Raw genomic sequence first — 13,972 nt, 5'->3', positions numbered from 1 at the left:
CCTGGCGTGGTCATCACGCTGGCGGGGTATCGTCCAGGGACATCAAGGTTTCGATCCGCGCCGGGCTGAAGGGTGGGCGCGGTGCCGAGGGCTGCCAACCAAACATATGCTGCACTGCGCCGCCACATACCCGGCCCTGGCAGGCGCCCATGCCGCAGCGACTGGCGAGTTTGGCTTCGCGCCAGTCAGAGTGACCGGTCAATGCCGCGTAGGGCACGTCTTCGCAGCGGCAAACCAGGGTGTCGGGTTGGGCCAGGGACTTGAGTCGCGGGTCGAGGGCGAACGCGCTGTTCAGCGCCTTGGCGAAACCCTGCCAGCGCGCCCGGCGCGGCCACAATTGCCTGGCGGCCTCCAGATTGCCGACCGCAGCGTGGCCGGCAATCGCACCTTCCACCAAGGCCAGCTCACTGCCGCCGAACCCTGTGCATTCGCCCGCCGCATAATGATCGGCGCGGTTGCTGGCCTGCCAGGCATCCACCGCGATGGCTTGATCTTCGATGGCGCAACCCAGTGCCTGACCCAGCTGGATATTCGCAATCAACCCGAAACCACAGGCCAGCCGGTCACACTCCAACTCAACGATGTTGCCATGTTGTTGCAGGCGCACGCCTTCCACTCGGTCGGTGCCGAGCGCGGCCAATATGTGGGTGGCGGTGCGGTAGTGGTGGTCGAACAGGCTGAACGACTGCAGCCATTTGCCGGGCCAGCGCGGCAATTGCGCGGCGAAACCGGCGACGGCGCTGCGGCTGGCTTGTTCGGCAATGCGTTGCACTTGCGCGCCATGCTGTTTGGCGGTGGCGGCACTGGCCAGTAACAGCGGGCCGCTGCCGGCGATCACCACGCGTTCGTTTTGCACCGGCAGACCGGCCTTGATCAGTGCTTGCAAACCACCGGCACCGGTGACACCCGGCAGGGTCCAGCCGGGGAAGGGCAGCAGTAACTCACGGGCGCCGGTGCACAGAATCAGTTTGTCGTAGCTGATCAACCAGCCATGGTCGTCATCTTCCACCAGCAGTTGTTTCGCGCCGGGGTTGGCGATCACCCGTGTACCGGCGTGATGGCGGATGTTGTTGCACGCCGCCAGACGCTCGCGCAGGCGCCGGGCCTGACCGGGCACGCTGGCTTGAGGTCCGTCGCGCCAGATTTGCCCGCCCGGCTGCGGGTTGTCGTCGAGCATGACAATGCGGGCGCCGCTGGGGGCGGCGGCGATGGCGGCGCTCATCCCGGCAGGGCCAGCGCCGATGATCAACAGATCAGCGTATTCATTCATGGGCGAGTCTCCACCTGCATGCCGTCACGGCACAGGGTCTGGCAAGCCAGGCGACGCTGGCCATCGATGGTCACCCGGCATTCCTGACAAATGCCCATGCCGCACAGCGGCGCACGGCGCTGACCGCTGACTGAGGTGCGCGTGCAGCCGTCACTGGCCAACGCCAGGGCAGCGGCGACGCTGGTGCCTTCGGCGACGTTCAGGGTGTGGCCGTCCAGCAATAATTCAGGCATAGACCGGTTCTCCGAGAAAACGCTGGGGCAGATAAGGTTGTGCGGCCAGTGGGGCGGTTTCGTTGAACAGTTGCGCCACCAGTAAATCGGCGGTACCGGGGGCGGTGGTTACGCCCAGTCCTTCGTGACCGACTGCCAGCCACAAGCCTTGACGTTGTGGATGTTGGCCCACCAGCGGCAAGCCGTCGGGGCTGGCGGCACGGAAACCGGTCCAGGCACGGATGCCATTGAGCCGGGCGAGCCCTGGCATGTACTCGGCGGCACGCTTGAGCATTTTGGCGAGCATCCAGCCTTCGACCTGCGGGTCGGTGGTGCCGAATTGCCGCGAGGCGCCGATGAACAGTTGCCCGGTGGGGCGCGGCTGGATATTGCAGGCGGTCGACGGCCCCGTGGCGTTGTGGGCACTGGTGACATAACCCAGTTCCACCAGCGTATGGGTGACGCTGCCGGGGTAGCGGTCAGTGATCAGCAAGTGGCCTTTTTTCGGCTCGATGGGCAATTCCGGGCACAGCTCGTTGGCTTGAATACCGTTGGCCAACACCACGGCATCGGCACTCAACCAGTGATCATCATCGAGGCAGACGCGGTTGCCATCGACCGCACTGACCCGTGCCCGGCGCTGGCGGATGTTCGGAGTTTGGAGCATCCATCCGGCCGTCGCCGGGGCGTATAGAATGCCGTCGCCATTGATCAGCAAGCCGCCTTCCAGTCCTTCGCTCAGTTCCGGTTCGCGCTGGCGCAGGGCACGGGCGCCGATCAGTTCGCAAGCCACGCCCTGGGCTTGCAGGTTCAGGAATTTGCTGTGGGCCACCGCCATTTCTTCGGCATTCGCCGCCAGCCACAGCGTGCCGTTGCAGCGGTAGGCACAGCTGTCGGGCAGGTCCGCGCCCAGTTCGCGCCAGCGCTGCAACGAATATTGACTCAGGGCCAGTTCGGCGGGGTTGTCGTCGAGTACCAGCAAGTGGCCCATGCCGGCGGCCGTGGCGCCGTGCAGGCCGGCGTCCAGCACCAGCACCTGCAAGCCGCGACGGGCCAGCGCCTGGGCACAGGCGGCGCCGATAATGCCGGCGCCGATCACGATCACATCGGCCACCTGACCCTCGTTCATGGACGAATGCCCCAGGCGAACGGGTCGTCCTGTTCGATGATCAGGCTCGCCTCGGCACTGATGAACGCGCGCCCACGAATGGTCGGCACGATGCGCTCGCCCTGCAGTTCGTAGGAGCCCTCGAACTCGCTGCCGATGACGCTGGCCTGGCGCCAGATCTGCCCCGGTTGCAACTTGTCGTCGGCTGCCAGGCATGCCAGTTTGGCACTGGTGCCGGTGCCGCAGGGCGAGCGGTCATAGGCTTTGCCGGGGCAGAGCACGAAGTTGCGGCTGTCGGCGTGATCGTCATCGGCGAACAACTCGACGTGATCGATCAAGCCGCCGTCTTCACCGCGAATGCCTTGGACCTCCAGCGCTTGCTGCACGGCAAAGGTGTAATCGGTCAGCGCGTCGAGGTTGTCGCCAGCCACCCGCAGGCCATGCTCGGCGATCAGGAAAAACCAGTTACCGCCCCAAGCGATATCACCCACCACCCGGCCGATGCCCGGTACCTGCACCGCCAGCGCCTTGCGATAACGGTAGGCCGGCACGTTGCGCACGCTCACCGAATGGTCTTTGTGCAGGGTTGCCTGCACCGTGCCCACCGGCGTTTCGATGCTGTGCACGCCGGGGCCGATCTTGCCCAGATGCGCCAACGACGCCACCAGGCCGATGGTGCCGTGGCCGCACATGCCCAGATAACCGGTGTTGTTGAAGAAAATCACCCCGGCACAGGCGCCAGGGTCCACCGGCGTGCAGAGCAGGGCGCCCACCAGTACGTCACTGCCCCGTGGTTCCAGCACGCAGGCGGCGCGCCATTGATCATGCTGTTCGGCTAATACCTTGCGCCGTTCGGCCATGCTGCCGGTGCCCAGCTCAGGAAAGCCGGCGGTCACCAGGCGGGTCGGTTCGCCGCCGGTGTGGGAGTCGATCACAGAGATGCGTTTCATGGGAGGGCCACGTCCATTCGGTTGAGTGAACGCAAGAGTGGCCCGTGCGGCGGGGTGTCGGCTTGATGGATTTAGTCTGTGTCGATGACGAAATCGGCACAGCATCCGCAGTTGTCAGTGGCTGTGGGGCAGGTGTTCGAAGAGGGTCGTGCAGACGCCGGCAATGTGCTCGTCCAGAAGCTTCACCGCCAGGTCCACATCCCCGGCGCGGCAGGCCGCCAGGATCTCGCGGTGTTCGTGATCGGCCCGTTCCTTACCGGCCGACAAGCTCATCTGCATGCGTAGATAACGCTCCAGCTTGTCGTTGACCGAACGGATCAGACTCACCAGAAACGGTCGCTGCGCCGGCTCGTACAGGCAGGAATGCAGCTCCCAGTTGAGCTCGGCCCAGCGCCCCACGTCGTCCTCGCCGATGAACTCCTGACAGATGCGCTCGGCACGGGCGAAGGTCTCTTCGGTCATGTTCGGAATGGCCAGGCGCAGAATCTTGTCCTCCAGCAACATCCGCACTTCGAACATCTGCGCCAGTTCCGCATCGGAAACCCGCGTGACCATCGCTCCGCGATTGCGCTGGAACATCACCAACCCTTCGGCCTCCAGCCGCTTGAGGGCTTCGCGCACCGGGATCTTGCTGACATTGAACTGGCGGGCGATGTCGTCCTGGCGGATCGGCTCATCCTCGGCAAAATGCCCGGCGACAATCGCATCCCGCAGATGGCGGGTGATGATTTCCGAAGTCGAAGGCGTGTTACCAAGGTCGGGGGCGTTGAGTTTGGGTAGTTTCACGGCGGCGGTCATTTGGAGTGAGATAGCGCTAGGGTATACGAAATTCTATTACTGATCTTCCCCGGTGCGACATCGATGCACTCGATGTCGGTCATGCAACCGGCGACTACAAAACGGGCGCCTGTCAAGGCGCCCGTTTTCATTAAGGCCTGCACTGCGCCCACTTCACCGGTTGCCATGGTTTTACGCTGGACGGATTGGGCCGGGGCATAGCCGATCAGGCAGCCAATGCCGAAGGCCGAGCCTGCAATGTGCTGCGGGATGTCGACTTCACCCATCGGCGCCCAGAACACGCCGCGCATGGAAAAGACGATCGTCCTTGAACAGGTTTCCTGGACTTATGACGATAGAGAGTTTTTGCGCAAGTTGAGCGCGTCACCACGTATTTGATTTTTGTGACGTGCTCCAGTCTGATCGCGCTGACAGGCTTAGTTCCAATCAGTGGGTAAACATGGCTAGTCAGCGCGCCTTCGAAACCGGACACCGATTTTGTAACCAGCCCGGGGGCTTTGTGCTTAGGCCATTGCTCGGCTGCACGCTGGAAGGTACGGGTCTCATCGAGACGTTGCGCTTCAATTTTTGCGGTCTTGGCTTTCAAAGGGGCTGTACTTACCTGGCTCTATCAGCGACGCTTACGCAAGCGTCACTGAATTTACGTCCAGGAGGTCTCTCAAGGTCCGCACTCATGGTTGGCGGCATCCTTTTTTGAGAAAGAGAAAGCTGCCCAAAATATGCCCACTGGTTGCAGTGGAATAAAGCAGATTTTGATGGATGGCACTGATTTCAGAAAAACAAATGCCCCGACAAGTCGGGGCATTTGTTTTTGATCTTGGCAGACTGCATTTTCATACCGTCTGATGGATGGCGCCCTTTTTATTAGTTCAGTGGCTGATCTTCTTGAATCTTCGTTCCGATGCATCGATCAAAGATGTCAGTCAGGCCATCATCATCGCCGTAGTACGAGTGTATGCAGGCATCGCTCCACTCTTGGCGATCAGCCAGGCTCCAGTCGATCGTATATCCCGCATTGAGGATGATCCATTCAAAGAGGATCCGCTGGGTCCGGCCATTACCCTCCCGGAAGGGGTGCGCAACATTAATCGTGCCGTAGGACTCGGCTATGGACGAAACAAGCAAGTCGCGGGGGTACCCTTCAAACCAACCCGTATTCGCGATCTTTGAAAGTTCCTTTCCGATTTCCGTCTCGATGAACTCCGGGCTACAGAATCTAGTGTTGCCTTTGCTGATTGAGAGTGTGCGGATCTCTCCAGCCCACTCGTAAACTTCAGCAAACAAAGTGCGGTGGATCCGCTTCAGGGTGGCTACGTTGTAAGGAGGGTCGACGAATTCCAGTCGCATGGAGGCGACTTCGTTGAGATAGCGTTCAGCCTCATCAAGGTCATCGCCGTCATGCAGGTCGAGCAGGTTTACTAGAACCTCGGTGCCGGGATAGCAATCCGGGGCTTGGTCAGTGCCGTATTTGTCGTGACTCAAACTTTGATGTGCCGCACCGCTTTAAGGGCAGCTTCTCGGGTAGGGAGTTTGATGTCGCCATCATTTGGAGAAGGCACGAAACCTTCCAGGCGCAGGCTGGCGGCGAAATTGGCCTTGCGGTGCTTGGCGAACCACGCCTTCTTGGTCTGCAGACTCAGCTTTTCCATTTTCGGCACCCAATGTCAGTGTCTGGCAAGTATAGCTGATTGAGTCCCTGATTAGGGACTGCCAAGTCAGCATCGCATACTGATGTGAACCACTCAACCCAGTCGATGTTCATGAGCAATCCACCGTTACTGCCGCCCAAGCCTCATCGCACGCCAGGTCCTCCACTGCTGCGATAAAGCTGTACTCGGTGATGTCTGAATGTAACGGAGGAAGCTGGATTTGATCGGAGGTTCCTGGAGGACAAAGCCCCCGTATTTATTGACTTGCGCGGCTGAAGTGCTCGGTCATGCGTTCCAGCGCCGTGAGCGCATCTCTCACTCTGAAAACACAAAGAGGGAAGACGACTGGGTCACGCAGCCGAACTGGTTTCCACATCAATGACGGCCCGTCTTGCTCCCACAGCGAGGACTTGGACTCCCGAAAAACATTTGGACTTGGCTCCAGGATGGTATTTTCAGACCGCGAAAGTTTTGGGGTGCCCCCACTTTTGCCCCCGCTCGCACGTGATACACAAACGATCGCAAATGGGGATTCCTGGCAGAATTCCATTATGGTACCTGGTGGCTTTGAGTGTAACGCCACCTTGGAATTGAGGGGCGAGTGCAGGGCTCATACAGGAAGAGCAAATTCGCTTTCGGTCCAGGCGTGAAAACGCCTGCGACTGTCTAATCGTCTGATCGCCGAGATCGTTGCGGGAGCGATCATGAAGCGATTTATGAAGGTGAGGCTTGGACGCAAGTCATCTTGCTGCCGGAGTGTTTGTACGATTACGATTGAAGAAAATCCAGTGCGTGTGGTCGATGTTGTTCGTATTTTCGATTTTGTCCAAGTCCGACCGATGCACTTGTTGCTGGTGAAGCGCCTCGAATGTTATTCGGATTTGAAGGAGAGGAGTCTGAAGCGGTCATGTGGAACCAGCAATTGCCCGAAAATTTTTGAATAGCCACCAGGATCACGGCGAAAAAGTCAGATCTGACAGGCACCCATAAAAAGCGGGTGACTGTCAGATCAAACAGGGGGCACTGCATCAAATTCCTAGCGCGTCGACGGGTAAAGTGCTGATGTTTTTTTAACAGGCTGCAAGTATTCAGTTAATCCCTGGAACCACATCACTTCAACAAAGTCACCGCGAATAACCAGGTCCTCTTTACGCAATCCTGTCAGAAATGCATCTTTACTGTCTTTGGCAGACAGAATGGCGAAACCCTTGGCTGCATCTCTAAACGACAGGGTGAATTCTGGTTTTTCAGTCAAGCCGGCAGAGGATTTTATCTTGCCGTTTTCAAGGGTGAAGTAGCGACCCACTCCGTCATGTGTCTGGATTTGAAAGACCAGCTCCTTGCCTTTAACGTATGTTGCGCAGCCAGGAGTTTTTTTGACTGCCCTTTGTAATAGCTTGGTCAAAGCCCATAACAAGAATTTAAACTTCAGCATGGTAAACGTGCTCCGCAAGCTGTTACTCGTTGAGAAACTGAATGGCGTGTTTCAGGAAACGCTCAGGGCATTGGAATTGAGCACCATGCCCGGCATCCGGGTACAGGAACAGTTGGGCGTTCGGGATGTTCTGAGCCATGTACCAGGAATTCACCGTTGGAACCATGACGTCATTCATGCCGTTGAGAATGAACGTCGGCTGTTTGATCTCGCGCAGATGATTGAAAGGATCGTTCGGGTCCAGCTTTGGCAAATAGTACATATTCGCTTCGATCTGGGCCTGTATCACTTCAGGAGAGCTGGGTGGGTCCTGGTCGACACGCTGATGACGGCGCTCCCAGAAATCACGTCCGGCCTGCTGCGCCGCCGCGGATCGACCGAAGAACAGAAACAGAAAGTCTTCCAGGGTCGGAACGGGGCGCGGTGCAGCCTCCAGCACTCCAGAGTGTGAATCCGGATTTCCGCCACGAGGTCCGGTGCCGAGCAGCATGAGCTTGCGCACGAGGTCGGGATGGCGTCGCGTCAGGTCCTGGGCTTGAAAACCACCGAGTGAGAAACCTAGAACATCGACCTTGGACAGGCCCAGCGCGCGGATTACCGCAGCCGCGTCGTCGGCCATCTGTTCGATCCGTGTACGCGGTTTGCCGGAAGAAGAGGCAATCCCGCGACCGTTGTAGAGGATGACCTCGCGCCCCGCAGCCAGGCCATCCGTCATGAGTGGGTCCCAATGATCCATACCGCCGCGAAAATGTTGAAGGAAGAACAGGGGAGGCTGGCCTGTCGTATTGTTGCCCCAGCGGCGATAGGCAAATTGATCACCATCAACTTCCACGAAGCGGGTAGGGGTGGTGAGATGGGTGTCGGTCATATTGAAGTCTTCCAGGTGGTTATTGTGGCGATCGATGCGAGCGAGCCTCGGACTTTCAGGCCCGTGCGCGCATGCGCCGCGTACGGAACGTGCCCCAGCCGCTTTTCATCACTGATTTTGAAAACGCCCACAGCCCACTTTCGTTGGGACGCGGATCACCGCCATTGGCGATTCGTTTGAGCTGCAGCGTGTACCAGAAGATTTCCATGACGCCCATCTGATCGATTTGCTTGATGCCTGTGGTGATCGGCCGAACGCGTTGCGAACTGTCTCGCCCTTGCAGCAGGGCCGCCGGTGCCTCGGGATCAATGGCCAATAACCGCGCGAGGCCAATGACATCGAGCGCTCCAGAACGCAGCGCAGCGTTCATGGCGGCGGCGCTGCGAAAACCGCCAGTGACCATCAAAGGCACCTTGATCGAGGCGCGCACCTTTTCAGCAAACTCAAGAAAGTAAGCTTCACGCGCTACGGTGGATGCTTTTTTCGTCTCCTGGAGCCCGCCGCTCATGGCCGGAGCTTCATAGGTGCCCCCCGAAATCTCAATCAGGTCGATGCCTGCTTCGGCAAGTGCATGAATCGTCGCCATCGATTCCTCTTCGGTGAAGCCTCCGCGCTGGAAATCTGCTGAGTTGAGCTTGATGCCGACGGGAAATTCGGCGCCGACCTGGCGGCGAATCTCGGCGTAGACAGCCAATACGAAACGTCGACGTTTTTCCGGGCTGCCACCCCATTCATCGGTACGCCGATTGTGGTGTGGCGAGAGGAACTGATTGATCAGATAACCGTGCGCGCCGTGGATTTGCACGCCGCTGAAGCCGGCCTCCTTGCAGATGGCCGCGCTGCGTCCAAAGCGTTGGATGATGTCTTCGATCTCGGCCGTGGTGGCTTCGCGTGGAGTCTCGAAGAGCGCGGCCATGTCCTCGCGAAAGGGCACGGCCGATGGCGCGAGGTTGCCGGCATTCAAGCCTTTGGTCGACTGCTTGCCAGGGTGATTGAGCTGCACCCAGATCGCCGCTCCCTGCCCGGTAGCCGCACGAGCCCACTGGCGTAGCACAGGCAGGTCCGCTTGATCCTCGATCACCACGTTGCCTGGTTCACCGAGCGCACGCCGGTCGATCATCACATTTCCGGTGATGAGTAACCCAATGCCCGAGGCGGCCCAGCGCCGGTACAACTCGACCAGTTTCAACGTCGGGTGATTGTTGTAGGTGCCCAGCGTTTCGCTCATGGATGCCTTGGCGAGGCGATTGCGAAAAGCGCTGCCGTTCGGGAGTTGCAAGGGCTGGCTCAGCAGATTTTCTTCAGGCGAGGCGGCGGTCATGGTGAGTTCTCTATTGGGTCTGATTCAAGATTGAAGGGTGTGCAGCGGGATGGCGTTCGATACCCGCGCGTTTTTCACTGGGATGTACGACATGGCATGTTCGGTCAGCGCGGTGATCGTCAGGCTTGGATTGACCCCGAGATTGGCGCTGAGCATCGAGCCGTCGCAAACCAGCAGGTTCTGATAGCCGAAGATGCGGTTCTGTACGTCCATCACGCCGCGCTCTGGCGAGTCCGCCATCGCACAGCCGCCCATGCAATGCGCCGTGGTCGGGATGTTGAACAAGATCTCGGACAGAAAGGTGGTGGGTATGCCACCGAGTGCTTTCGCGCCCTTTTCGGCAAACGCGTTCGCCTCTGGAATGAAGGTGGGGATGGGGCCGCCTTCGCTGGCGAGCTGTTTCGCGAACGGCCAAAACCAGCGACGCTTGAGCCGCATGTCGAGAGACGCGTCCGCTGTCTGCATCACCAGCAGTAACATGGTCTGACGGGCGAAACCGATGGGGTTGTGCACGAGCAATGTTTGCAGTGGATGTTTGAGCAGCGTCCATAACCAGGTCAATATTCGCGTCCACCCCGGGCGCCCGCCGCACAGCAAGGTCATCATCAGGCCTATCGCATCCGAGCCTTCCGGGTAGCGCACGACTCCGATATGGGTGCGCTCATCGAGATAGATACTGCCGCCCCCCGCCAGTCCCGGCGACATGCTCTTGTCCGCTGCCGGAAAGCGTATGCCGATAAGGGATTCGGCATTGGTGCGCACGCGTTTTCCGAGGTCGGCGCTGATGCGCGGCAAGGACCCGTTTTGCTTGAGCCTGAACAACAATTCCAGGGTGCCCAACGACGAGGCTGCGAAGATCACGCCGCGGCAGCGAAAACTGCGGCGCTGTTTGGCGAACCAGGCGGTCGAGCATTCAGTGAAGACTTCATAGCCATCACTGCCGTCCTCCTTGCCGTTGAGCGGTCGCACGTCTACCACCTTGGTCTCGGCAAAAACCTGGGCGCCACGTTTTTCTGCGAGATAAAGGTAATTCTTGTCGAGTGTGTTCTTGGCGTTGTGCTTGCAACCCATCATGCAGCCACCGCACCCGGTACAGGTTCCGCGCGCCGGGCCTTCACCATTGAAGTAGGGATCCGGGTAGGTCTGGCCGCCTTCTTCACCATCGGGAGCAAAGAAGGTACCAACGCGTGGGAGGTGAAACGTGTGGCCCACACCTTGCAAATCCGCCATTTTCCTGAGGCGCAGATCAGCCTCGCCCATGATCTTGCTTTCTGTCACGCCCAGCATCTTCTCCGCCGTGGCGTAGTACTGCGGCATGATTCGTTGCCAGTCCGCCAGGCCGGCCCAGGAGCCTTCGCTCCATACGCTATCGTGCGGTGTCAGCAAGGCGTTGGCATAGGTGATGGATCCGCCACCGACTGCGTTGCCGCTGACGATCATCACGTGACGGAACAGGCGCATGTTGTAGAAGCCGAACATCTTCAGCCCGGGTCGCCACATCCAGCGCCGCGTGTCCCAGTTGGATTCTGGAAAGTCCTCGGCCGTCCAGCGTCGGCCCATCTCCATGACGCCAACGCGGTAGCCCTTTTCTGTCAGCCGGAAGGCGGACACGCTGCCACCGAATCCGGAGCCGATCACGATGTAGTCGAAATCGAAAGATGGATTCATAGCGTGCTGCTCAGGCAAGCACTGCGATCAGGCGTGAAAGCACGGGTCATGCGGTGTCTCCTTGTTTTTGTAATGATGCTGCGGACACGGGTGGCAGGAGTGACTCTGTCAGAATAACTATACCATTCGTATATTTTTATCGCTATACGAACAGTATAGTATTGTAAGGCTGCAGACGTAGACGCAGGAAGGGTCAAATCAGAAACGGTAGGTTATCTGTGTACCTATGATGTGCGCGCTGTTGTCGTATTTTGCGCTGTAGCCGGGCTGTACGCCGGTTGTATTTGCCTGGCTGACGGAGGTGGTCGATTCCCATAGATAGCCGTAAGCCAAATCGATGGTCAGGTCGGTGTCGGGAGAGAAACCTATGCCCAGCGTCACCGCTTTTCGGTCGCCCACGGGGAGTCGGACGTTTCGATCGGCGTTGCGGGCAGGTGATGGATCGTAGGCGAAGCCGCTGCGCAACAGCCATTGCGGGGAAAGCTGGTAAGAGGCCCCAACAGCCATCGACCAGGTGTCATGTAATTTAAAGTCATCTCCGAAGCTGTTAAAACCCAGTTGCTGGCCCAGCGGCGGTACACCACTATTGACCGCTTCGATCCTCTGAACGCGGCTCCATCGGGTCCAGGTCGCGCCCAGGTAGCCAGTCCAGCGCTCGTCAAAATGATGGGTAAACGATGTGTCCAGCGACTCTGGCAACGTGATGTCTATTTTATTGCTGTATTTGCCATCGAGACCGAAAGCACTTGGCGAGTTGCTCACCTGCGTATGGCCGTTGACATGAAAATCAAGTTTTGAATGATAGGTGACGCCCCACGTGGTGGCGTCGTTCAGGTCGACCATCAGGCCGAAATTATAGCCAACGGCGTTATCGTTGCCTTTGATAGTGATCTTCGTGTCGGTGCCCCCATTGAGCTGCCCTGTGGCCAAATAGGTTTGCATATTGTTTTCGATACGGTTCAATGTCAGCCCGCCTCCGACAGAGACATGATCATTGATGCGATAAGCAACGGCGGAGTTCAGGGTTTTAACTTGAACCTTGCTATAGGAGCCATGGTAGCGTCCCTGGAACGAACTTTCGTAATCGTTCACAAGGCCATAGAGAGCGTATACGCCCAAGCCGAAAGTGAAGCGTTCGTCAATCGGTATGGATAAATAGCCAAAGGGGATTGTCGTCAGGGGCACGGAATCTCCTTTGTTGGTGCCAGGCGCCTCGCCATGAGCGTTTTTAATATCATTATTAACCTTGATCAGCGCGAACCCTCCGCTCACTTCCCTGCGCTTTAGCTTGCTCAGGCCGGCCGGATTCCCATAGACAGTACTCGCATCCAGAGCAGCGGACGAGCGTCCGGCATAAGCAGTTCCGGCGCTGCTGACGCTTTGCTCGTTAATAGATAAACCATTGGCTGAAGATAAAGTTGCCTGCCCACAGATAGCCAATGACAGAGTGGTTTTGAACAACGCTCTGCTTGACTTGAGTATCAGGGTGGACCCTGCCTCAAGATGACGTTTCAAACGCAGCACTGATCTCTGGGAAGGGCGAAGCGCAGAAAGATGTTGATGGTTCATCTGGCGGTACCTGTTGTTGTTGTTGTTGTTGTTGTTGTTGTTGTTGTTGTTGTCGGGATGAAGCAAATCGTGGGCGGCCGGAAACATCAAAGTGCCGGCTGGGCTGGAGTGGGAGCGTGTTAATTGGGTCTTGCAGATATGTAGTTTTTTTAGTTGCAAAACCCTCTCTGGAATATCACGTGATCAGGCGATCGCCGTATTTATATATTTGAGGGTTGCAAGTTGGGGCCAGACTGAGCCGCGTGCGGTTACAAGGGGGCGGGCAGCGCGCAGGTAAGAGGTAATGGCGGCTGTCCCCCTCGACTCGCATGACGCGAGAGAAGGGGAAAGGGAGAGGACCTGCAGTCCTAGGGCTTGTATTCGAGTACTTTGCACACTCGTGTGAAGGCTGGCCGATCCCCTTGCAACAGCTTTGCATGACCTTCGCGAAGTGCGCGAGTTGGAGTGATCTGGCGCAGGACTAACGCAATGAAGGTTTCCATGTCGCATTGTATTTTGACGTCGATGGGCTTTTCGCTCGGCCCGGAGCGTGCCAACAGGTTCCCGTTGTTGACTTGAATATGGAACACCTCCGCTCCCACCTGGAACTCGTACAACTCCTGCAAACCGGCGCTCGCTGCCGAATCGTTCGCACCTGTCAGGCACAGGGCTATGAGTTCCGCGCGAGCACTGGACGGATCGATGCGTTCGTCGATCGGCAGGCTCAGCCCCCAGAATCCCAGCGCGATCACCGGCTTGCGCAGTTGCTCGCCCAAGTCCGTCAGCTCGTAAGCGGGCGTGGCGGAAGGTGTGTGCAGGGTGACTTGTTGAATCACGCCGTTGTGCACCAGCATGGCCAGGCGCTCGGACAGCCGGTTTGTACCCATTGCAGGCAGGATCGCGAGCAGATCCTTGAAACGCTTCGGACCTAACAGGAGTTCGCGAATCAAGAGCAGCGTCCAGCGATCTCCGAGTACGTCGAGCGACCGGGCTAAGGGGCAGAGTTGACCGTAGGTTTTGTTTGTCATGGCGCATTGTACAAAATTCCGCTCGGTTGAAACACAGTGGAAAGCCGCTGCTGCCTCGATTCGAAGGAATCGGGAGTTGTTCCAGGCCCCAGGGCGGTGGCACGCACCTCATCACGC

14 protein-coding genes are annotated in these 13,972 nt (G+C 58.5%); all 14 read right to left on the bottom strand.

Translation table 11 applies throughout. The annotated features are described in order from the left end of the window. Positions 1–13: 13 nt before the first annotated feature. Positions 14–1,270, bottom strand: a complete 1,257-nt coding sequence (locus KGA81_RS08270; protein ID WP_223545404.1) for an FAD/NAD(P)-binding oxidoreductase — start codon at positions 1,268–1,270, stop codon at positions 14–16. Further along, complete coding sequence (locus KGA81_RS08265) at positions 1,267–1,503, bottom strand: 2Fe-2S iron-sulfur cluster-binding protein (RefSeq protein WP_223545403.1); 237 nt, start codon at positions 1,501–1,503, stop codon at positions 1,267–1,269. Before KGA81_RS08265 ends, KGA81_RS08270 begins: the two co-directional genes overlap by 4 nt. Then, on the bottom strand, positions 1,496–2,611 hold the full coding sequence (locus tag KGA81_RS08260) for an NAD(P)/FAD-dependent oxidoreductase (RefSeq protein WP_223545402.1): 1,116 nt from the start codon (positions 2,609–2,611) through the stop codon (positions 1,496–1,498). The genes KGA81_RS08265 and KGA81_RS08260 overlap by 8 nt, the downstream gene beginning before the upstream one ends. Further along, positions 2,608–3,540: a 4-hydroxyproline epimerase gene (locus KGA81_RS08255; RefSeq protein WP_223545401.1), complete on the bottom strand. Its 933-nt coding sequence runs from the start codon at positions 3,538–3,540 to the stop codon at positions 2,608–2,610. The genes KGA81_RS08260 and KGA81_RS08255 overlap by 4 nt, the downstream gene beginning before the upstream one ends. Before the next feature lie 114 nt (positions 3,541–3,654). Continuing rightward, positions 3,655–4,338 carry a GntR family transcriptional regulator gene (locus KGA81_RS08250; RefSeq protein ID WP_223545400.1) on the bottom strand — a complete coding sequence of 228 codons (684 nt, stop codon included), beginning with the start codon at positions 4,336–4,338 and terminating at the stop codon, positions 3,655–3,657. Continuing rightward, complete coding sequence (locus tag KGA81_RS08245) at positions 4,335–4,628, bottom strand: hypothetical protein (RefSeq protein WP_411736545.1); 294 nt, start codon at positions 4,626–4,628, stop codon at positions 4,335–4,337. The genes KGA81_RS08250 and KGA81_RS08245 overlap by 4 nt, the downstream gene beginning before the upstream one ends. A gap of 574 nt (positions 4,629–5,202) precedes the next feature. Further along, positions 5,203–5,820 carry a Fic/DOC family protein gene (locus KGA81_RS08235; protein ID WP_223545399.1) on the bottom strand — a complete coding sequence of 206 codons (618 nt, stop codon included), beginning with the start codon at positions 5,818–5,820 and terminating at the stop codon, positions 5,203–5,205. After that, the gene (locus KGA81_RS08230) at positions 5,817–5,987 is read right to left on the bottom strand and encodes a YhfG family protein (protein ID WP_223545398.1); all 171 of its coding nucleotides are present in this window, start codon (positions 5,985–5,987) and stop codon (positions 5,817–5,819) included. Before KGA81_RS08230 ends, KGA81_RS08235 begins: the two co-directional genes overlap by 4 nt. Before the next feature lie 1,036 nt (positions 5,988–7,023). After that, positions 7,024–7,422: a helicase gene (locus KGA81_RS08225; protein WP_223545397.1), complete on the bottom strand. Its 399-nt coding sequence runs from the start codon at positions 7,420–7,422 to the stop codon at positions 7,024–7,026. 22 nt (positions 7,423–7,444) lie between these two features. Further along, positions 7,445–8,290, bottom strand: a complete 846-nt coding sequence (locus KGA81_RS08220) for an alpha/beta fold hydrolase (protein ID WP_223545396.1) — start codon at positions 8,288–8,290, stop codon at positions 7,445–7,447. 55 nt (positions 8,291–8,345) lie between these two features. Then, a complete protein-coding gene (locus KGA81_RS08215) occupies positions 8,346–9,611 on the bottom strand; it encodes an NADH:flavin oxidoreductase/NADH oxidase family protein (protein ID WP_223545395.1) in 1,266 nt (421 codons plus the stop codon). Positions 9,612–9,635: 24 nt separating this feature from the next. Then, positions 9,636–11,279 carry a GMC family oxidoreductase gene (locus tag KGA81_RS08210; RefSeq protein WP_223545394.1) on the bottom strand — a complete coding sequence of 548 codons (1,644 nt, stop codon included), beginning with the start codon at positions 11,277–11,279 and terminating at the stop codon, positions 9,636–9,638. A gap of 198 nt (positions 11,280–11,477) precedes the next feature. Further along, positions 11,478–12,848, bottom strand: coding sequence for an outer membrane protein transport protein (locus KGA81_RS08205; protein ID WP_411736546.1), 1,371 nt, complete (start codon positions 12,846–12,848; stop codon positions 11,478–11,480). 347 nt (positions 12,849–13,195) lie between these two features. Beyond that, the gene (locus KGA81_RS08200) at positions 13,196–13,855 is read right to left on the bottom strand and encodes a winged helix-turn-helix transcriptional regulator (protein ID WP_223545392.1); all 660 of its coding nucleotides are present in this window, start codon (positions 13,853–13,855) and stop codon (positions 13,196–13,198) included. Positions 13,856–13,972 lie beyond the last annotated feature (117 nt).

This window comes from Pseudomonas sp. A-B-19 (assembly GCF_019947515.1).
Taxonomy (GTDB): domain Bacteria; phylum Pseudomonadota; class Gammaproteobacteria; order Pseudomonadales; family Pseudomonadaceae; genus Aquipseudomonas.
Note: the sequence above shows the minus strand (reverse complement) of the source record. Positions and strands in the feature narration are given on the sequence as shown.